Below are 20,413 nucleotides of genomic sequence, written 5' to 3' on the forward strand. Positions count from 1 at the left end.
GGTCAGCGGGCGAGTGCCGCGGCGACGGTGTTCGCGATCGCGCGCATCCCGGCGTCGTTGAAATGCAAGTGGTCGCCGGGATCGTAGGCGGGCAGGATGCGCTCGGGAAGGGCCGGGTCGCGTACGGCCGCGTCGGCGTCGGCGACGGCGTCGAAGGCGCCGCCGGTGCGGATGAACGCGTTGACCCGCTGCCGTACGGCCTCACCGGCCGCCGTGTACGCCCCGTACCCCGCGTACGGCGTGAGGGTGACGCCGACGACCCGGACGCCGCGGGCGTGGGCGCGGGCGACGAGGGTGCGGTACGCGTTCGCGAAGGCGGCGGGGTCGTCCGCCACGGGGGTGCCCTTGATGTCGTTGACGCCCTCCAGCACGACCATGACCCGCACTCCGGCCCGGTCCAGGGCGTCGGAGTCCAGCCGGGCTAGGGCGCTCGGCCCGGTGCCGTCGCGCAGCAGGCGGTTGCCCCCGACACCGGCGTTGAGGACGCCGAGACGCCCCAGCCGTTCGGCGAGCCGGTCCGGCCAGCGGCGGTTGGCGTCGGGGGTGGAGCCCTGGCCGTCCGTGAGCGAGTCGCCGAACGCGACGACGCTGTCCTCGGTGGCGCCGAGCACGTCGACGCCGGTGACGTAGTACCAGGAGCCGGTCGCCAGGGTGTAGGCGGCGCCGGTCTCGTCGGCCGCGTGGCCCGTGCCGGCGGGGGCCAGGTAGCTGGTCTGCAGGGCGGTGCGGTGGAAGGTCGCGGGGCCGGAGTCGTCCGGCGTGAGGACGGTGACCAGCAGATCGGCGGCGGCCGGCACGGTCAGCGGGACGGGATCGGTGAGCACGTCCCGGCCGGGCTGGACGGTGGCCGTCGGCGCGCCCGCGAAGGTGGCGGTGCGCAGGGTACCGGGTACGGCGTCCGGGCCCGCGGCCCGCCGCAGCGCCACCGTGACCGCGCCGAGCCGCAGCGGCGCGGTGCCGAGCCGGTTGCTGAGCCGGATCCGCACGGCGCCGCCGCCGACACTGAGATGGACGACGTTGCGGAAGGCGGCACCCGGCAGCCCGGCGGCGGTGCCGGACGGTGCCGCCTCCCAACTGCCGGTCCAGTGCGGTGCGGTGGTCCCGGCGACGGCCCTGGCCGTCGTACCCGGCACCACCGCGAGCAGCAGCGCCGCGAGCACCCGTCCGGCCTTGACCATGTACCGCCCGCCCTTCCCACGACCCGTCGCAGGTGACCGTGCCACAGGGCGGGCGCGCGGCAGCGGAGCGGCACCGGGGAGTCCACCCGCTCGGCGTAGGGCGGTACGCGGGCGGCGGCGGTGGTTCCCGGCCGGGGCCCGCAGGCGTCGCGGCTATCCGGTCACCGGTCCGCCGCCGGGGCGGGGTCCGGCAGGCCGTTCTCCAGGGTGAGCAGCCAGAGCTTTCGGTCGAGACCGCCCGCGTAGCCGGTCAGGGCGCCGCCCGCGCCGATGACGCGGTGGCAGGGGCGGACGATGAGGAGCGGGTTGGCGCCGATCGCACCGCCGACGGCGCGGACGGCGGCACGGGGCGCGCCGATGCGGGCGGCGATCTCGCCGTAGGTGGCGGTGGCGCCGTACGGCACGGTGTCGAGGGCGTCCCACACCCGCTGCCGGAACTCGGTGCCGTGGGCGCGCAGGTGCAGCCGGAACTCCTTCAGCTCACCGGCGAAGTAGGCGGCCAGCTGCTCCTCGGCGGCCCGGAAGGGCCCCGGGTCGTGTCGCCAGCCGGGCTCGACGGCCCGGCCGCCCTTCTGCCCGGGCACGGACAGGGAGGCGAGGGCGCCGTCGGGGCCGGCGGTGAGCAGCAGCCGTCCGACCGGGGCGTCCACGGCCGTCCAGCGGGTCAGGTCCGTCATGGGGTCAACTCTCCTGTAATGCGCAGGTGCTGGATGGCGTACGACCGCCAGGGCCGCCAGGCGTCGGGGGTGTCGAAGCCGGGCGGGGCCACGTCGGGATCGCCGAGGGCGCGGACGCGGAGGACGGCGGCCACGGCGGGGTCAAGGCCGGGCAGCGCGAGCAGCGCCCGGTGGGCTTCGTCGCGGTCGGCGCCCGGGTCCAGCCGTACGGTGCCGTCGGCGAGGGCGGCCGCGAGCGCGCCGAGCGGGCCGCCGGGCTCGGCCCCGGCGAGGACGGCGGGCTCCGGGAAGAGGTGCGTGAGGCTGCCGCAGGGTGCGTCGAGCGCCTTGCCGTACCGCCGCACCAGCCACTCGGCCCCGGCCGTCCCGGCGAGCGCCCGTACCGCGGGCTCCAGGGGGTCGACGGCACCGGGTGAGCGCAGACCGGGCCGGGCGGCGATCAGCGGGGCGAGCCGGGGGTCGCGGGACAGCCGCTCGTCGACCGCGTACGGGTCGGCGTCGAGGTCGAACAGCCGGCGCAGCCGGTGCACGGCGGTGGTCAGGTCCCGGGGGTCGGTGAGGTGCAGCCGCGCCTCCAGCCAGCCCCCCGGGTGGGTGCCGCCGCCCGGTCTCCGGCCCCGGGCGCGCTCCTCGACGGCGACGATCCCGGTGCCGTGGGGCAGCCGCAGGGTGCGCCGGTAGGTCCGGCCGCCCAGGGCGCCGGTGACCTCCTCGACGCCGGGCACGGCCTCGACGGTGAGCTGGTCGAAGACGGCGGCGGACTGGTAGGGGCCGCGGTGGGCGAGCCGCAGCGGGATGCCCGCGCCCGGGGTGGCCCGGCGGGCGCCCCGGCCCCGGGGCGCGGCGGCCCGTACCCCGGTCGGCGTGGCGTCGTACACCTGGCGGATGGTGTCGTTGAACTGGCGCACGCTGGCGAACCCGGACGCGAACGCGATCTCCGTGATCGGCAGGTCGGTGGTCCGCAGCAGGGTCCGGGCGGTGTGCGCCCGCTGGGCCCGGGCGAGCGCCACGGGTCCGGCGCCGAGTTCGGTGGTGAGCTGCCGCTGGACCTGCCGGGCGCTGTAGCCGAGCCGGGCGGCCAGTCCGGCGACGCCCTCGCGGTCCACGACGCCGTCGCCGATCAGGCGCATGGCCCGGCCGACCACGTCCGCGCGGACGTTCCACTCCGCCGATCCCGGCACGGCGTCCGGCCGGCACCGCCGGCAGGCCCGGAAGCCGGAGCCCTGCGCGGCGGCGGCGGTACGGAAGAACCGCACGTTGGAGCGCTTCGGGGTGACCGCCGGGCAGCTCGGCCGGCAGTAGATACCGGTGGTCTCGACGGCGAAGAAGAACGCCCCGTCGAACCTCCCGTCCCGGCTGCGCACCGCCTCGTACCCGCTGTCCTCGTCCATCACGTGTCCCAGTGTGACCGCCCCGGCGGGGGCGGGCTGGCGGGAATCGGACACGCAGGTTGGGAGGAGTGGCGGCGGGACGGCCGGACGGCTTCCGGCCGGACGGCTTCCGGCCGGACGGCGGGCGGCTACGCCCAGCGGCCGCGCTTGGCCTCCATCGCGGCCCTGCCCTGCGCCCCCTTCCGCTTCCAGTCCTTCCTGATCTCCGCGCGCAGGCGGGCATCCGTCTTGGCGACGATCCACTGGTTCTCGCGCAGCAGCTTGCGGTAGCTCTCCAGGCGCCGGACCGGGAGGTCTCCGCCGTCCACCGCGGAGCGCACCGCGCAGCCGGGCTCGCTCTCGTGCGCGCAGTCCTGGAACCGGCATCGCTCGGCCAGCTCCTCGATCTCCGCGAACACCTGCCCGACCCCGCTCTCGGCGTCGTACAGCCCGACGCCGCGCAGCCCGGGGGTGTCGATCAGTACGCCACCGGAGGGCAGCGGGAGCAGGTTGCGGGTGGTCGTGGTGTGCCGGCCCTTGCCGTCGACGTCCCGGGCGGCCTTCACGTCCATGACGTCCTCGCCGACCAGGGCGTTGGCGAGAGTGGACTTGCCGGCCCCGGACTGCCCGAGCAGCACGGTGGTGCCACCGCCGACGAGCGCGGTGAGCACGTCGAGGCCGTCGCCGTGCAGGGCGCTGACGGTGAGCACGGGCACGCCGGGCGCGGTCGTCTCGACGTCCTGGACGAGATGGGCCAGCGTCACCTGGTCCGGCACCAGGTCGGCCTTGGTGAGCACGACCACGGGCTGTGCGCCGGACTCCCAGGCCAGCGCCAGGAACCGTTCGACGCGCCCGAGGTCGAGCTCGACGGCGAGGGACACGGCGACGACGACGTGGTCGACGTTGGCCGCGAGGATCTGCCCCTCGGACCGCTTGGAGGAGGTCGACCGGACGAAAGCGGTACGGCGGGGCAGCAGCGTCCGCACGTACCGCGGATCACCGCCCTGCGGGTCGACGGCGACCCAGTCCCCCGTGCACACGACCTTCATCGGGTCGCGGGGGATGACGAACTCGGTGTCGGCGCGGACGACGCCGGACGGGGTGACGACGTCGCACTGGCCGCGGTCGACCCGCACGACACGGCCGGGCAGGAGGCCCTGCTCGGCATGGGGAGCGAACTCGGCCTCCCAGCCCTCGTCCCAGCCGTAGCCGGCGAGAGGGTGCGACGAAACCGAAGAAGCGGAGAAGTTCAAGGGGAACCCTTCACAAGGGCGGCCCCGGCTCCGCGCACGAGCGCGCTGTGGGAAAGGTCAGCCGGTGGCCACGGGGGTGGAGTGGATGATCTTCTGGTTGCGGGCAGCACCCGTCACAGAGACAGCCATCGGTCACACCTCCCGTTCCTCGTCCGGTCGACAGCGGCCGTCAACGGCCGCCGTGCGAAGCGGTCTTCACAGTAGAGCGGCGCGCATCCGGGCGCCACCGGTTTATTCGGCCGCGTCCGCTCGGCCCGGCACCCCTGGTGGGCGCGAGGCGTCCGTCCGCCGGAGTGTGCTACGGTTGCATCAGTTGCAGTTGTGGTACCCATGAATTCATGTGCGCCTGACGGGAATGTTTCTCCTAAAGGCGCATTATTTGTTTTTCCGGCATCTCCGGATGGGGCCTCTGCCTACCAGAAGGAGAAAGTCATGGCACAGGGAACCGTGAAGTGGTTCAACTCTGAAAAGGGTTTCGGCTTCATCGCGCAGGACGGCGGCGGCCCCGACGTCTTCGCCCACTACTCGAACATCGCCACCCAGGGCTTCCGTGAGCTCCAGGAGGGCCAGCGGGTCAGCTTCGACGTCACGCAGGGCCAGAAGGGCCCGCAGGCGGAGAACATCGTTCCCGCCTGATCGCCGGACACGTACCTGCTCACCGGGGCCCGCACCGTCATGGTGCGGACCCCGGTTTGTGCTGTTTTCAGGAAGGCAGACAACCGCATGCCCCGCAGACCCCAGAAGCCGAACCGGCGCGCGTCGTCACCCCCACCGTCCGCGTCGTCGCCGAGGGAATTCCGGCTGCCGGAAAGCACGACACCCGCACTTCCCGCCGTCGAGGACTTCGCCGGTCTGGACATGCCCGCGGCTCTGCTGAAGACGCTCACCGCGCAGGGCGTCACCACCCCCTTCCCCATCCAGGCCGCCACGCTGCCGAACTCGCTCGCCGGCCGTGACCTGCTCGGGCGGGGACGCACCGGCTCCGGCAAGACCCTCGCGTTCGGGCTGGCGCTGCTGGCCCGCACGGCCGGACTGCGCGCGCAGCCCAAGGCGCCCCTCGCCCTCGTGCTGGTGCCCACCCGGGAACTCGCCCAGCAGGTGACGGACGCGCTCACCCCCTACGCGACGGCGGTGAACCTCCGGCTGACCACCGTGGTCGGCGGGCTGTCCATCACCAAGCAGGCCGGTGCGCTCCGGCGTGGCGCCGAGGTGGTCGTGGCGACCCCCGGCCGGCTCAACGACCTCGTGGAACGCGGGGACTGCGTGCTCGACGACGTGCGCATCACGGTGCTGGACGAAGCCGACCAGATGACCGACATGGGCTTCCTGCCGCAGATCACCAAGCTGATCCAGCGCGTGCGGTCCGACGGGCAGCGCATGCTCTTCTCGGCCACCCTGGACCGCAACATCGACCGCCTGGTGCAGCGCTTCCTGACCGACCCCGTGGTGCACTCCGTGGACCCGTCCGCGGGAGCGGTGAGCACCATGGAGCACCACGTGCTCCACGTCCTGGACGGCACCGACAAGGAGGCCGTCACCACCCGCATCGCGGCCCGTGACGGCCGGGTCATCCTCTTCCTCGACACCAAGAGGTCCGCCGACCGGCTCGCCAAGCGGCTGCTGGCCGTCGGCGTCCGCGCGGCGGCACTGCACGGGGGCCGCTCCCAGCCGCAGCGCAACCGCACCCTGGAGCAGTTCAAGACCGGCCGGGTCACCGCGCTGGTGGCGACGAACGTCGCGGCCCGCGGCATACACATCGACGACCTCGACCTCGTCGTGAACGTCGATCCGCCCACCGACCACAAGGACTACCTGCACCGGGGCGGCCGCACGGCCCGCGCCGGCGGTTCCGGCAGCGTGGTCACGCTGGTCCTGCCCGAGCAGAAGCGGGACATGACGCGGCTCATGTCGGACGCGGGCATCCGCCCCCGCACGGCCCGCGTCAAGTCGAGCGACCCGGAGCTGGTCACCATCACCGGCGCCCGCGAGCCCTCCGGCGTGCCCGTGATCATCGAGGTCCCCCAGCCGGCCACGCCGGCGGCGTCCCGCCCGGACCGGAAGACCGGCTCCGAGCGCGGCGCACGGTCCGGTCGCCGCCGACGCGGCGGCGGGTCCGGAGCGGCGGCCGGTGCGGCCACCACGACGGGCAACCGGGGCTCGGACCGCCGGACCGCCGCCGGTGCGGCCGCGGCCGGTGACGCCTCGGCGGCCGGTGGGCGCGGTTCCGCCCGCCGGGCCGGATCCCCCCGGGCCACGGGTGGCGGCGTCGGCGCGGGCGGCCGGGGTACCGACCGCCGGGCCGCTGCCGGTACCGCGACCGGTGCCTCGTCGGGCAAGGACGCCCGCGGATCCCGCCGGCGCACCTCGGCCGACGGTGCCACCGGCGGCGCCGACCGCCGGGGCGGCCGGCGCACCTCGGCCACCTAGGCGGCCGTCGGCCGCACCTCCGCCCCGGGCGTGCTCTGGTCCCTCAGACCAGGATCAGCACGAGCGCGATCATGACCGCGATCACGCCGACGAAGCCTCCGATCACACAGCCCGGATTGCTCGTCAGGTCACCGAACCGGGCCCGGGCGGAGGACGGCGGCCCGGTGCCGGCCGGTGACTCGGGGGGCCCTGGAGGCGTCGAGGGCGTCCGGTGGACCGGCTGGGCGGTGGGCCGCTGGACCGTGGGCGGTGGCGACGGGACGGCGGACACCGCGCCGCCCCGGTACGCGTCCCGCAGGAGCTGGCTCCACAGGACCGGCGGCAGGTCGGGGGCCGGTCCGTTCTCCGGTTCGACGAAGGTCTGCCAGAGCCAGTTGCCCGTGGTGGCGTGACGGTCCCGGCTCATGCCGTAGAACAGCTCCCGCAGATCGCGCAGATAGCGTTCGTCCCGGACCAGCGGCGCCACGGCCCACTGGAAGACCCGGACCGCCCGCTCGGCCGTCGCGGTCCTCGACAGCGTGGGCTCGGTGCCGGACGACCGCGGCGCGAAGTACAGGTTCTGCTTCAGCACTTCGGCACACAGCGCGTGCCGTGTCTCCAGGCGGCGCCGCTGGAGGCGGACCGCTCCGCCGAGCTCGTCGAGCACCAAGTCGATCGCGTCCGGGGAGAGTTGCCCCGAGCGGAGCTCGTCCAGCAGGACCTCGTCGGACTGCCTGCCGAGTTCCGCCACCAGAATCCGGTGCCCCATGGCGTCCCCGCGCCGGTACCCGCACAGCCCGCGGTGGAGGACACGGGTGTCCGGGGCGCCCGGAAGGGCCGCGGCGGCGGCTGCCGGGGCGGTGTCGAAACCGTCGGGCAGCGACAGCACCGGGTGCCCACCGGTCCCGTACTCGGTCGAGGCGCCGGGCGGGGGCGCGGGAGTGGGCTCCGGTTCGGGCGAGTGCGGGAACTCGGGCACGGGCGCGGGCGCGGGCGCGGGGCCGGGGTCGGGGGCTTGTGGGCGCCGGTGCGGGGTAACCGGCTCGGGGGCGTGTACGGGCCGGGGCGGAGACTCGGGCGGGCGTGCGGGACGGGGCTCGGGCCCGCGCAGTGGTGCGGGTTCGCGTGGCGGTTCCGGTTCGCGTACGGGATCGGGTTCGCGCACCGATACGGGATCGGGTTCGCGCACCGGCAGGGGCTCGGGTTCGCGCACCGGCAGGGGCTCGGAGTCGCGTACCGGCAGGGGCTCGGGCTGGTACCGGGTGCGGGCCGGTGGGCGGTCGGTGCCGAGGACGGCCCGCAGCCGGGCGCTCCGCCGTTCCCAGTCGAGGGCCGCGCCGTCGGCGAGGCCGTCGACCAGTTGCGGCACACCGGCGGGCGCCTCCGGGTTGGCGAGGAGGTGCTTCACCAGCCGGGAGGCGGCCCGGTGTTCGAGACCGGGCCGGGCCGGCCGGCGGTCCATGATCCGGGCGAGTGGGCCGGATCCGCCCGTGTCCGGTTCCCACCGCGGGACGGCCATCAGCCGCAGCGGGTGGGTGTCCACGGTGTCGTAGGTGGCGAACGTCCACTCCTGGCCGAGCCAGGAGCCGAAGATCAGGAACAGCCCCAGGTAGACCAGCGGCACCCGGTCCGCGTCCGGCCAGGCGCGCGTCGCCCCTTCCTCGAGGAGCAGCGACACCCGCTGGGCAGGATCCCGCAGCAGCTCGGCGGTGGCCAGGATCAGCGCGTGCTCGACGCTCGGCAGCGCGTCCAGCATGCCGGGCAGCCGCCTGCGCGCCGGCTCGTCGAGTTCCGCGCAGTCGATCACGGACTGCGGGCCCTTCGCCTGCTCGGCCTTCTCCTGGGAGCCCCAGCCCCGGTGGGCCAGGCCCAGGCACTGCCGTGTCTTCAGGGCCCGGGGATCGCCGAAGAGCACATGACTGACCGTGGACGGACGGCCGCCCCGGTCGGTGGTGGGCCAGCGCTGGACGAGCATGACGTCGCCGTCGCGGGACACGGTGCGCACCACGCTCCGCCGTGCCGCCGCCGCGCCGGACACCCAGAGCAGCCGGCCGAGTTCCTGGCCGAGTCGCTCGGCCCGTTCGGGCGGGCAGGAGTGGGCGACCGCGCTCATACCGGTGCCCTGACGGCCGTGGTTGCCGTCCCAGCGGAAGACGACCTGGTGCACCTCGCGCCGGTCCTGGAAGCCGTTCACCGATGTTCCCCTCCCCCGGAGGATCCCGCGGATCCCCCGGCTTTCTGCGCTTCCTCCCGCGGCACCGTCTCGAGCACGGGCACCTCCCCCACCGCCAGCGCCTCGGCGCCGCCCGGCACGTCGATCAGCCCGTGCATCGCCAGCAGCGCCAGCAGCGGCTCCAGCACCCGCCGCGGGCCGGCGCCCGCCGGATAGCGGCCGTGGGCCTCCTGTCCCCCGGTGGCGGACGCGATGTGCAGGGTGCACCGGCGCATCGCGTCGAAGGGACGCAGCCAGGCCTGGCCCGCGTGCCGGCGCAGCAGCCCGTACACGTCCCGGCTCTCCTCTCGGATCGGCGCGGGGTCGAGCGAGGTGGCGGGCGGCCGGGCCAGCCAGCGGTCGACGGGCGGCTGGAACCTGAGCAGGTCCGCCTTGCCGAGCACCATCGCGGCCGGCACGTCCAGGTACGGCCCGTTCTTCGGCAGCCGGTCCAGGACGGTGCCGAAGGCGAGGTCGCCGTCCCGGTTCACCTCGACGTCCAGGCGCTCCCTGACATGGTCGAGCTGGGGCAGCGGCAGGGCGAGCGCCGGGTCGACCACGAAGATCAGGGCGTCGACCCCGAGCAGGAACCGCAGCGCCGCGTCGGTGCGTACGAGGTCCTCGCCGCCCAGGTCGAAGAAGGCGACCGGACGCACCTGACCGCGGGCGTCGGTGATCAGCAGTGACTCCACGAAGCGGGCGAAGTCGTCCAGGCCGAGGGCGGCGGTGTGGTCCAGGACCCGGCCGCTGCGCAGCGGCTGCACCCGTTCCCGTACGAACCGCGCGTGCTGCTCGGGGTTGACGGACTGCCACTTGAGGCCGAACGGCTCGAGACCGCCGTCCGTGACGGCCGCGATCATCTGGGTCAGCAGATGGCTCTTGCCGGTGGACGACTGGCCGACCATCGCCACGGTCAGCGGGCGGCCGTACGTCAGGTAGGGCACCGGGATGAAGTGCTCGGGGAAGTCCGGGTCGGCCGTGCACTTCTGGACGGCGCCGCGCATGATGTCGTTCCGCCGCACCGGGTTGTTGATGCCGGCCAGGTCCAGCGGCTTGTACTGCATCCTGCTGTCGGTGACGAACAGTTCGCCGAGGTCGAGCTGGATGGCCTCCAGGCAGTAGGGGCAGAGCACTTCGCCGTTGCCCGGGCCGGCCGCCGCCCCGGTGCCGTCCTCGGTACGGGCCGCCGGTGCCTGCCGTTTGAGGCGCAGCGCCTCCTCGAAGGCCTCCCGGTGCGGGCGCTGTTCGTCGGCGGGCAGGGTGAGCCGGACCCGGCGGGCGGCTCCGGGCGCGAGGAGTTCGAGCAACTGGGCGGGGGTGGGCCGGCCGTCGGCGCGCGGGGCGAAGGCCTGCCGCAACGTCCGGTCCAGTGCCCGGTGTTCGCCGAGGTCGGCGGGGGCCCGGTCGGCGGCCCCGGGCCGTCCGGTCACCAGCCGGTAGAGCACCTGGGCCGCGCTCCACACCGCGTCCCGGGGGTCGGCGAGCCCTTCGCCCCGGCGCTGTTCGGGCGAGCAGAAGGGCGGCCGGCCCCACGGGGTCCGGGGCCGTCCGGTCCTGGTCATCGCCTCCAGTCCCCAGAGCTGGACCCGGGCGCCGTCCCACAGCACGGTGGCGGGCGAGACGCCACGCGGCACCAGCCCCTGGTCGGCCAGCAGGCACAGGGCGAGCATCAGATCCCGGGTGAGGCGCTGCTGGTCCGTCGCGGCCATCACGTGGGTGCGCGCGGCGGGGACGCCCCGGGGCGCCGCGTACAGCAGGAACGGCTCGGCGGCGTCCGGTTCGTAACCGATGATCCGCGGGAAGAGCGCCGCGTACTCCGTGTCGTCGAGCACGCGGTGCAGATGCAGTGCGGTGCCCGCCTCGGTGTCCAGCAGCGCGCGCGCCGCCGGGTTGGCCGCCTCGGCGCTGCCCAGGCGCACCTGCAGGCACTGCTGTCCCTCGTCGTCGAGCACGCAGTTGCGGATGAGCTGGGGCAGCAGCCGGTCGCGGCGGGACTCGGGCCCGAAGCGGGCCGGGGTGACGCGGCGCCGGCCCGACGGCAGGGTGAACGCGAGCTTGTCCGGGGGCGAGCTGGTCACCGGCGGTCCTCTCCTTCGTGCGCGTGCGCCGGGCCGTACCCGTGCACGGGCATGCGGCCGGGGTGCGGGGTGCGGGTCACCAGCGGTCGCCGTCCCCTCGGTCGTCCGGGTCGGGACGGTCGTAGGGGGGTGCCTGTTCGTACGGGGTCGCCTGTTCGTAGCCGCTCGCCTGTTCGTACGCCGAGGGCGGTGGGTCGTACGCGTCGGAGTCCGTCCCGTAGGAGTCCGTCCCGTACGCGTCGGTCCGGTCGTAGGAGTCCTGCCGGTCGTGGCCCGTCCGGTCGGAGCCCGTACGGTCGTGGTCCCTCCGGTCGTAGGCGTCCCGCCGGCCGGAGGGGCGCGGGCGGTCGTACGGGTTCCCCGGCTCGTCCGGGGTCCTGCGGCCGTACGGGTCCGTGCCGTCGTCGGGGCCGGTTCCGTAGCGGGGCCGGACGGTGTCCACCACGCCCATCCGCAGCGGGGTGAGCCGCACCAGGCCGGCGTACCGTCCCGAGGAGGTCCACAGGATGTCCTCCGGCTGAACCGAACCGCTTGACCGCCACGCCTTCTCCACCTCGTCGCGGACGGCCAGCGGCGCGAACCTGAGCCACACGGCGGCCGCCGGGTCGCGGCTGAGCAGTGTGCCCTGTTCGGGCGAGGACAGTTGCACCACGGACTGCCGGTCGGTCTCGGCGCCGACCAGTTCGGCCGGCCGGTGCGGGTCGGTGCCGAGCAGGTTCGCCGAGGTCGCGCGGACCCGGCGGGCGACGGCGAACGGCGGTGCGGCCAGCACCCCGTTGTGCTGGAGGTGGCGGCGGGCCGTCGACAGCACCTCGCGGACCCGCTCCTCGGTGCGCCGCACGGCCAGGGCGCCGGCCTGGCCGCGTTCGACGGCACCCCAGTACGGCTTCATCGCCTCCAGGGCGGCGTCCGTCAGATCGGCGGCCAGGGTGGCGACCAGCTCGGGCCCGCCCTCGCCGCTGTCCCGCTCCAGCCAGCGCGGAACCCCCTTGGGGCGTTCCCCCCGGGACGCGCCGGGGGTCCTGCCCCGGCTCCCCCGCGGCCCGTTGCCGTGCCCTTCGTCGCCGGCGGGCTCCTCCCACGCGGGCCCGTCCTGCCAGGCCGGGCCGTCCTGCCAGGCGTACACGCCGGCCCAGTCGTCCTCCGCGTCGTCGGGACCGGCGTCATCCGTCTCCAGGGCGGAGGGGCCGGTGAGCCAGTCGTCCTCGGCGGGCGGGCCGGTGTCCGGCGCGGCGAAGGCGCCGGGCGCCTCGAACCGCTCGGCCTCGGGCGCCGCCTCGGCCTCGGCGGCCGCGGCCGTCGCACGCAGCATGCCGGCGACGGACCGGGCGGCGTCGGCGCAGTACAGGCGCTCCTCGACGGCCCAGTGCTCGCCGACCGCCTCGGCCAGCAGGGCGTCGAGCCGCTCCAGGGTGTGCCGCAGCGCGGCCGTCGTACGGCCCGGCGCCCAGGCGGCGGCCGCCGCGTGCCAAAGCCTGCGGACCGTCTCCACGGCGACGCCGAGCCCGGCCACCAGGGCGGCGCCGCCGAGCAGCGACGGGGGGCCGGCCGCGTACGCCACGGCCACCCCGGCCCCGGCGCCCCCTGACGCGGCGACGCGGGGGGCGACGGCCCAGCGGCCGGGGCGTCCGGCACCGCGCAGCCTGGCCTTCCCGAGCTCCGCCATGCCGACGAACAGCAGGGGGACGAGGAGCGCCAGCGGGAGGAACGGTCCCCGCCACAGCGCGCCGAGCAGCCCGGCGACGGCCGCGAGCGGAGTGGCGACCAGGAGGCCGGGCACCGCGGCGTCGTCCGCCGTACCGGAGCGCCGGTCCCCGGCACCGGTGCCGTCGGCGGCCGTGCGCGCGTCACCGCGAGCGCCGGGGAGGGCGGCCAGCTTGGGCAGCAGTGCCGAACCCGGTACCGGCTCCACCCGCCCGGCCAGTCCGGTGAAGCGCTGGGCCACCGACCGCATGGGCAGCGCCTGGCCTAGCAGTTTCCCGGCGAACTCCCGCAGGCCCTCGCCGATCCGCTCCCCGATGCCCTCGGCGGACGGCACCCGCAGGCCGAGGGCCGTGAGCCGGGCCGCCGACTCGGCGGGGGACGCGGTCGCGCCGCCGCCGCGCAGGGCGGTGCCGACGATGTCCCGGTACTCGGCCAGCGCCTGGCGCGCCTGGTCGACGTCCGCCTCGAACGCGTCCCGGCGGCCGGGCCGCAGCAGCCCGGGCAGGCTCCCCAGTCCGGCCAGCGACTCCTCGGCGTGGTCGAGGGCCTCCGCGCAGGCGCGGTAGGCGTCGTCGGCCACCCCGCCGGGCTCCCGGTGCCGCCCGTCCCGGCCGCCGCGGGCCGCCACCAGCCGGCGCAGCGGCTCCGGCAGATCGGCTCCGGAGGAGGCGGTCAGCAGGACGTCCGGCGCGAGTTCGGTGTCCTCACCCGCGAACCGGGTGAGCGCGTCGCGCCAGGCCCGGTCGCGCACCTCCGGCGGCAGGTCCTGCTCCAGCAGCCGTACTCCGGGCGCGGCCACGGCCTCGGGCAGCGATCCGATCGCCGCGAGCACCCCCCGGTACAGGTCGGGCACCGACAGCACGTCGACCAGGACCGCCAGCGCGTCCGGGTCGTCGGCGGCGGGCTGCTCGAGCGCGGTGTGCGCCGAGCGCAGATCACCGGCCCACAGCAGCCCGGTGCCCGAGGTGCGCAGCACGGCGGGCCGCACCAGCCTGCGGTCGGGCTGGAACGCCTCGTCCTCGCCGGCGTACGAGCCCGGCGCGCTGCCGGCCAGCAGCACCAGCAGCCTGACCTCGCCCACCGCCCGGTAGCCGGTGAGCAGTTCGTACTGGAGCTGGTGGTCGGTGAGCCCGGCCGGGGTGTCGACCACCAGGAAGAGCGGGTCGTCGGGTTCCGGCAGCCCGGCCCGGCCCAGTTGCCGGGCCACCCGGTTGCGCAGGGCCTGGGCGCTGTCCAGCTCCGCCGCTCCCGCGCGCAGGTCCAGGTGGACGACGGCTCCGAAGTCCTGAGTGCGGCTCACTGCGCGTCACCGTCCCAGGGGTTGCGGCGGGACCGGTCGCGTTCGTCGCCGCCGCCGTACGTTCCCGGACCCGCGGAGTCGTCCCACGGCACCGTGGGCACGTCCTCGCGGCGGGGCCGTTCCTCCGCACCGCTCCCGGTGGCGGATCGGCCGTCCCGGCGGCCCTCCGGTTCGCCCCAGGGCTCCCGGCCCTCGTCGTCGTCCGTGCCGCGCCGGCCGCCGCGGTCCTCGCCGTACGCCCGCTCGTAGCCGCGCCGGCGGGTACCCTCCCGGTCGCCCCGGCCCTCGTCGTCGTCCTTGCGGAACCGGGCGCCGCGGTCCTCCGCGTGCCGCCGCTCCTCACCGTCCGACCGCTCGTCACCGTACGACCGGTCACGGTCCTCCGCGTACGGGCGGTCCTCGGTGTACGGCCGTTCCTCCCCGAACGGCCGGTCGTAGCCGCGCGGGCGGGCGGCGTCTCCGCCGTCTCGGTCCTCCCGGTCGGCCGCTCCCCGGTGAGTGTCGTAGGAGGAGACGGGAGCGGTGCCCCAGTCGTCGTCCTCGGCGGCCGCTCGCCCGGGCCGGGGAACGACGTCGCGGCCCCGGGGCCGCCCCGGTGCGCCGCCGCGCACGTGTTCCAGCAGGGTGCGCAGGGTCGGCTGGACGGCGCGCTGGTCGCCGAACTCCTTGTCCAGCGCGGCCGGCAGGGTCTCCGCCCAGAACTCCCACAGCGGCCGCACCCAGCCCTCGACCCGCTCGCCGCCGCGCTCCCGGCGGTCGGCCAGCAGCTCGAGCTGGCGCGGGGCGATCTTCTCGACCAGGTCGACGAAGAGCGGGTGCGGTTCACTGCCGGTCCGGGCCAGGCCCAGCGGCTGTGCGCCCATCAGCTCACGGCAGTAGTCCTCCACGGTCCGCTCGTCGTCGAGGACCGTCCAGCGCTCGTAGGACCGCAGCAGCTCCGCCCAGCTCGACACCCCGCCGGGGAAGTCGCCCAGGCGCAGCCGGACGCCGGGCACGTTCGGGCCCGTCTCGGGGAACAGCCGCAGCCTGACGCGTTCCGGGGAGGCCGGGTCGCCGTCCACCACGTCCACCTGCCCGTTCCACGCGCAGCACAGCAGCCGGTGCAGGATGGTGCGCCGGTCCTCCTCGCTGCTGACCATCCAGCTGTCGCGGTGGCCCAGGCGCTGCCGCCAGCGCAGTACGTCCTGGGCCTGCTCGGACTCCTTCGCCCTGGCCCACTGGCGCAGCACCTTGCGGGCCTCGGGCACCTGGGTGAGGCTCATCTCGCTGCGGAAGAGGACCACGGTGATCGAGTCGCTCTCCACCGCCCGGTACTCCACGGAGTTCTTGGCGTCCGAGGGCAGCCGCAGCGTCTTGCCCAGGTACTCCTGCACCTCCTCCGCGGCCTGCACCCTCGGGTGGGTGACCAGGACCCGCAGCGGTCCGGTGCCCTCCGGGGTGAAGCCGACGGGCAGCAGCCCGGCGAGCTTGCGCCCGAACAGGTCGAGCGCCTCCTTGCTGACCTGGTCGGTGGCCTCCTGGTCGCCCGCCGCGGCGGACAGCAGGGTCCCCATGGCCGGCAGCAGCGGCCGCTCCTCCAGATGGGTGCCGCTCTCGGCGAACAACCGGGTGATGCGGGCCTCGAGCTGTCCCTTGACCTGGGCGACGGCGCCGTCCGGGTCACGGCGGCTGCGGGTGTGGACGCGGCGCCAGGTGTCCCCGTCGACCAGCTTGAGCAGCAGCGCCGCCTCGTAGTCGGTCTCCCGCAGGCCCTCCCGTCGGATCAGCCGGGCGACCACGTCCTCGTAGAAGTGGTTGAGGGTGCGCTGCGGCGGCAGCAGGTAGGAGATGCCGGTGCGGTCCTCGTACAGCTCGTGGCCCTTCTGCGCGGAGGCCTTGCGCTCATGGTCGCCGTGGCTGCGGAAGGCCCGCACCAGACGGTCGAGGTCGGCTCCGGCCGCGTCCGCGTGGGGCTGCCAGACCTGCTGCTGATCGCGCCAGGCCTCGTGCCAGATCAGCCGGCAGCGCCACTCGTACCAGGCGTCCTGCTCCCGGATGGCGGCCTGGACGGCCTCGTCGCCCCAGCGGGCCGGCGCCATACCGGCCAGCTGTCCCTTGATCCGGGGGATCTTGGGCGGCTGTTCGGTGACCCCCGGCGGGCGCTGCGGGGCGCGGGCGCGGCTGTCCAGCATGCCGAGGAAGCCGAGCCGGACGATCCCGTGATCACTGTCGGGTATGCCGCGCACGACGCGTTCGGCGAGGAAGGGGTCGGCGCTCTGCAGCAGCTTGTCGATGGCGGGGCGCGGGGCGAACCGGTCGGCCATGACGGCGGCCTGGTGCTCGGCGTCCGCGCGCAGGGCGGACAGCTGGCGCTGCATGTCGCCGATGCGCTCGCCCAGCGCCTGCTCGACGTTCTTGCCGCCGCGCGGCAGCGGTTCGGGCTCGGGCACCGGCAACTGCCGCCGTTCCCACAGCTCTTCCAGGTGGGAGTCGGCGAAGAGCTGGCGGATCATCAGCACCCCGTTGTCGCCGCGCAGGGCGGCCCGCGGCCGTTCCACCAGCTCGGTGACCGCCTCCCGCAGCATCCGTCCGGCCACCAGGTCGGCGAGCTGGTCCATGGGTGCGGTCATGGAGGCGACCAGGCTGGTGGAGACGCCCTGCCGGCCGATACCGGTCGGCGACAGCGAACTGCGGGCCACACCACGGTTGATGAAGCTCGCGGAGAAGGTCTGGTAGTCGTCGTCGGCGGCCGTCTTGCGGCCCCGGGAGCGGCCGTCGCCCAGCTCGGTACCGATCAGCGACATCACCAGGGAGACGATGGAGCGGCGCAGGTCGTCGGCGCGGATGCCGGCGGTCGGGCTGAACAGGAAGGCCGTGGGCAGGATTCCGGTGCGCAGCCGGACGGGGGTGGTGCCCGGGTAGCGGATGGCGAAGCCGGCGTCGTGGTCGAGGTCGCCGATCTCGGCGCCCTCGGTGGGTGCGTTCTGCCGGTCCACCAGCCGGAACAGGTCCACCAGGGCCCGGGCCGCGTTGAGCTCCGCCTCGCGTCCGCCGCCGGTGGCGGAGGAGAACGACGACGGCATGACCACCAGCGGGTAGATCTTGACGCCCTCGAACCGCCGTACCTGGAACGCGTAGTTGATGAGGTGCAGGTAGTCCAGGAAGATGCCGGCGCCGGTGCCGCCGGCCACCGAGAAGGCGACGAACACGTCGCAGCCGCTGACCCTGCCGCCGCCCAGCTCGCTGAGTTCGCCCGCCGACTTGGCGATGGCGTCGATCGCCTGCAGCAGCGGTTCGAGGACCGGTGCGAGACCGTGCCGGAGGGTCGCGAACAGGGCGGCGCGGCCGACCGTGGGGAGCTGGCCCGCGCCGTTGTGCAGCGGGGTGACCTCGGGCTCGCCGATGACCGGCGGGAGCCAGCCGGCCACCTCCTCGCGCATGCTGGCCCGGAGCATCTTGGTGACCTCCGGTGAGCTGTCGAAGTTCGGCAGCAGGTGGTGGGTGGCCCGGGACGTGCGGGCGTAGGCGGCGCGCAGCGAGGGGTCCACGTTGAACTGCGGCAGCCGCTGCAGGTCGGTCTCGCTGTAGTCGGCGTAGACGAACTGGAGGCAGTCCGGGAGCTGGTAGGGGGCCTGGCCGCTCTGCCGGGTCAGTGCCATGCCGTCCGGCCCGCACAGGTCGGTGCGCAGTCTGCGTTCGAGTTCGGCGCCGACCAGTCCCCCGGTGCCGCCCAGGCCGACGAAGAGCATCGGCTGGAAGATCTTCATGGTTTCCTCCCCGCTCGCGGCCGGGGCGGCCGCGGGTTCGTGCTGGGACCTTCTGCGTGGTGCGTGCGGCTCGGTGGCCGCGGTGCGGTGCGGTGTGCCGGGCGGGCGGGGAGCGTTCGGGCTCCCCGCCCGCCCCCGGCGTCATTCGTAGGAGCTGTAGGCGCCGGGGGTGCTGCTCTCGGCGGTGCCGGGCCCGGGGGTGCCGGGCTCGGGGCGGGGACGGGGCGGCTGTCCGCGGCGCTTCTGCTTCGGGGGACGTCTGTCCTCGCCGAGGGCCAGTTGCAGCGTCTCGGTCAGCGGGACCGGACCGCGGACGGGCACCGGGCTCCGGCCGCCGCCCTTCTTGCGCAGCACCGCTCCGCCGCCCTTGGGGTTGCGCTGGACGGCGTACGGGCCGTGGGGGCGCCGTTCGATGCGGGGGCTGCGGTGGGGTTCGGCGACGGTGAACTCGTACCACTGCTTCTGGCCGTGCCCGGCCTGGTGCTCGGAGAGGACGCTGCCGTCCTCCGCGACGAGCTGCAGCGTCAGGCCGTACGGATCCTTGGCGCGCCGGCGCTGGCGTACCCAGGCCACGGTGACCAGGGCGAGCACCACCAGCAGGGCGGCGGCGCCCAGGATCACCCACTTGTGCTTGTCCCAGAAGCCGGGTTCGGGCGTCACCCGCACCGAGAGCGGGGAGCGTACGAGGGTCCGGTCGTGGTCGGTGGTGTCGGCGACGGTGACGGTGCCGGCGAGTCTCAGCCCGTCGTCGCCGAGGCGGTCGCCGAAGACGCCGGCGGGGGCGACCTCGACGGTCACCTTTCGGGTGCCGGACTCGCCGGGCGCGAGCGTGATCCGCGCGGGGCTGACCGAGAGCAGTCCGGGCTGGAGGTCGGCCACGGCGAGCCGCAGGGTGTGCGCGGTGCCGCTGGTGTTGTGCACGGCCAGGGTGCCGCTGATCCGGGCGCCCGGGTGGACGTCGGCGGCGGGCAGGTCGAGCGAGGTGGTGACGGGCAGCTGGCCGGGGGCGACCTCGCCGGTCTCGCTGCGGGTGTCGGCGCTGAGCCCGGCGGCGGTCAGCGTGGCGCTCACCTTCAGCGCTCCGGCGGCGTCCTTCGGGACGCGCACGGAACCGGTGAAGGAGCCGTCGCTCGCCGTGGGGTCGGCGGCCTTGCCGTCGTCGGTGAGGTCCAGCTTCAGCGGGGTGAACCCGTCGCCGGTGAGCGCGCTGCGCACCCGCAGCCCGTCGTAGTCGCGGGGGTCCTTGATCTGGTAGCCCTCGCGGGTCTGCAGCCGCATGGTCACCTTGACCTCGTCCCCGGCCTGCGGGGAGGGCGGGTCCATGGTGATGGCGCCGCGCAGCTCGCCCTGCCACAGCACGCTGACGGAGACGGGCAGCGAGCGGTGTCCCTCGGGTGCCTCGGCCTTCACCTTCCAGGGTCCGGGCAGCGGGTCGACGATCTTCAGCGCCTCCACCACACCGTTGCCGCCGGCCAGTTCGAAGGACGACTTGTGGTACTTGCCGTGCGTGGGCACCTTGTTGCCCTTGGGGTCGTAGTACGTGATCTCGACCGCGGGGTCGCCCTTGTCGACCACGATGCTGCCCACGGTCGCCAGCGGGGAGATGGCGATCTCCTGGGTGGACGGCGGCCGTTTCGGGTCGGGTCCGCGCTCGTGCCGCAGGCAGTGGGCGGCGGCGAAGATGTCCTCGAGCGTGCTGCCGAGGGCCTCCGGCTCGACCTTCTTCGGTTCGGGGGTCGCGGACGGCAGGTCGACGCAGCCCTTCTGGTATCCGCCGGCCGCCATCCGCTTCAGTTCGTCCATGCGCGGCTGGTCCCCGAAGCCGAGCGGCCACACCTGCACGTGCTTGTCCCTGGCCTCCTTCAGCGCCAGCCCGAGCTGCCGGTCGCCCTCGTCGTCGCGGTGCGCGGGGTCGCCGTACTTGGGGCTGTCGCCGACGTCCATGTAGCCGTCGGTGAGCAGGAACAGCACACGGGGCTGGGACGGGTCGGTGCCGTCGGTGAGGTCGTGCACGCCCTGGCGTATCGCGCTCGGGAAGTCGGTGCCGGTGCCCTGGCTCTTCTCGCGGCCGCGCAGCTTGGTGACGCAGCTTCCGATGGTGTCGCGGCCGGCCGCGTCCAGCGCGGTCCGCGGGCACACCGGGTCCACCGCGCGCTGGCCGTCGGACTCGGCGGCGGCGAAGCCGAAGACGGTGACGTGGGACCGGGAGGAGACGTCGCCGAGCGCGATCCGGGCGGCGGCGGCCTTCTCGGCCTTCATGTCCGCGGCGGCGAGGCTCGCGGACTCGTCGACGGCCACGGCGTAGTTGACCGCCGGGAACGCCGGCGTCGTCTCCGCCACCGGCACCGGGCCGTGACCCGGTGGTGCCAGGAGGGCGCCGGACAACGCGGCCCCCGCCAGCACCGCGACCGCGGCGCGGCGCATCCCGCCCCATCGCCCTTGCCGTCTTCCCGTGACTGTTTCCACGGCGGTCCCCTGTTTCCTCGTTC

General features: G+C 75.0%; 11 protein-coding genes. 2 read left to right on the forward strand and 9 right to left on the reverse strand.

All coding sequences use genetic code 11. From position 1 onward, the window contains the following. Positions 1–2: 2 nt before the first annotated feature. From ABZ478_RS08520 to rsgA, 4 genes are all read right to left on the reverse strand, one after another. Complete coding sequence (locus tag ABZ478_RS08520; RefSeq protein WP_359546544.1) at positions 3–1,178, reverse strand: GDSL-type esterase/lipase family protein; 1,176 nt, start codon at positions 1,176–1,178, stop codon at positions 3–5. A 161-nt stretch (positions 1,179–1,339) separates the two neighbouring features. After that, complete coding sequence (locus ABZ478_RS08525; protein WP_359546546.1) at positions 1,340–1,855, reverse strand: methylated-DNA--[protein]-cysteine S-methyltransferase; 516 nt, start codon at positions 1,853–1,855, stop codon at positions 1,340–1,342. Continuing rightward, a complete protein-coding gene (locus ABZ478_RS08530) occupies positions 1,852–3,246 on the reverse strand; it encodes an AlkA N-terminal domain-containing protein (protein ID WP_359546747.1) in 1,395 nt (464 codons plus the stop codon). The genes ABZ478_RS08525 and ABZ478_RS08530 overlap by 4 nt, the downstream gene beginning before the upstream one ends. A gap of 128 nt (positions 3,247–3,374) precedes the next feature. After that, positions 3,375–4,478: a ribosome small subunit-dependent GTPase A gene (rsgA, locus tag ABZ478_RS08535; RefSeq protein WP_359546548.1), complete on the reverse strand. Its 1,104-nt coding sequence runs from the start codon at positions 4,476–4,478 to the stop codon at positions 3,375–3,377. A 432-nt stretch (positions 4,479–4,910) separates the two neighbouring features. Between rsgA and ABZ478_RS08540 the strand changes: the two genes are divergently transcribed. Beyond that, positions 4,911–5,114, forward strand: coding sequence for a cold-shock protein (locus tag ABZ478_RS08540; protein ID WP_020943502.1), 204 nt, complete (start codon positions 4,911–4,913; stop codon positions 5,112–5,114). 87 nt (positions 5,115–5,201) lie between these two features. Then, positions 5,202–6,905, forward strand: coding sequence for a DEAD/DEAH box helicase (locus ABZ478_RS08545; RefSeq protein ID WP_359546550.1), 1,704 nt, complete (start codon positions 5,202–5,204; stop codon positions 6,903–6,905). Between the two features lie 43 nt (positions 6,906–6,948). Here the strand turns inward: ABZ478_RS08545 and ABZ478_RS08550 are convergent, their stop codons facing one another. From ABZ478_RS08550 to ABZ478_RS08570, 5 genes are all read right to left on the reverse strand, one after another. Continuing rightward, positions 6,949–9,078: a hypothetical protein gene (locus ABZ478_RS08550; protein WP_359546552.1), complete on the reverse strand. Its 2,130-nt coding sequence runs from the start codon at positions 9,076–9,078 to the stop codon at positions 6,949–6,951. Next, the gene (locus ABZ478_RS08555) at positions 9,075–11,174 is read right to left on the reverse strand and encodes a hypothetical protein (RefSeq protein WP_359546554.1); all 2,100 of its coding nucleotides are present in this window, start codon (positions 11,172–11,174) and stop codon (positions 9,075–9,077) included. The genes ABZ478_RS08550 and ABZ478_RS08555 overlap by 4 nt, the downstream gene beginning before the upstream one ends. Before the next feature lie 76 nt (positions 11,175–11,250). Next, positions 11,251–14,178 (reverse strand): hypothetical protein, encoded by a 2,928-nt coding sequence (locus ABZ478_RS08560; RefSeq protein WP_359546555.1) that lies wholly within the window; start codon positions 14,176–14,178, stop codon positions 11,251–11,253. Beyond that, a complete protein-coding gene (locus ABZ478_RS08565; protein ID WP_359546557.1) occupies positions 14,175–17,924 on the reverse strand; it encodes a tubulin-like doman-containing protein in 3,750 nt (1,249 codons plus the stop codon). The genes ABZ478_RS08560 and ABZ478_RS08565 overlap by 4 nt, the downstream gene beginning before the upstream one ends. Positions 17,925–18,065: 141 nt before the next feature. After that, positions 18,066–20,348 carry a VWA domain-containing protein gene (locus ABZ478_RS08570; RefSeq protein WP_359546559.1) on the reverse strand — a complete coding sequence of 761 codons (2,283 nt, stop codon included), beginning with the start codon at positions 20,346–20,348 and terminating at the stop codon, positions 18,066–18,068. Between the last annotated feature and the right edge of the window lie 65 nt (positions 20,349–20,413).

Source organism: Streptomyces sp. NPDC005706 (genome assembly GCF_040631045.1).
Taxonomy (GTDB): Bacteria; Actinomycetota; Actinomycetes; order Streptomycetales; family Streptomycetaceae; genus Streptomyces.

Coding starts and splice junctions, on each gene's coding strand:
- ABZ478_RS08520 (WP_359546544.1), bottom strand. CDS start 1,178: ATGGTCAAGGCCGGACGGGTGCTCGCGGCGCTGCTGCTCGCGGTGGTG.
- ABZ478_RS08525 (WP_359546546.1), bottom strand. CDS start 1,855: ATGACGGACCTGACCCGCTGGACGGCCGTGGACGCCCCGGTCGGACGG.
- ABZ478_RS08530 (WP_359546747.1), bottom strand. CDS start 3,246: ATGGACGAGGACAGCGGGTACGAGGCGGTGCGCAGCCGGGACGGGAGG.
- ABZ478_RS08540 (WP_020943502.1), top strand. CDS start 4,911: ATGGCACAGGGAACCGTGAAGTGGTTCAACTCTGAAAAGGGTTTCGGC.
- ABZ478_RS08545 (WP_359546550.1), top strand. CDS start 5,202: ATGCCCCGCAGACCCCAGAAGCCGAACCGGCGCGCGTCGTCACCCCCA.
- ABZ478_RS08565 (WP_359546557.1), bottom strand. CDS start 17,924: ATGAAGATCTTCCAGCCGATGCTCTTCGTCGGCCTGGGCGGCACCGGG.
- ABZ478_RS08570 (WP_359546559.1), bottom strand. CDS start 20,348: ATGCGCCGCGCCGCGGTCGCGGTGCTGGCGGGGGCCGCGTTGTCCGGC.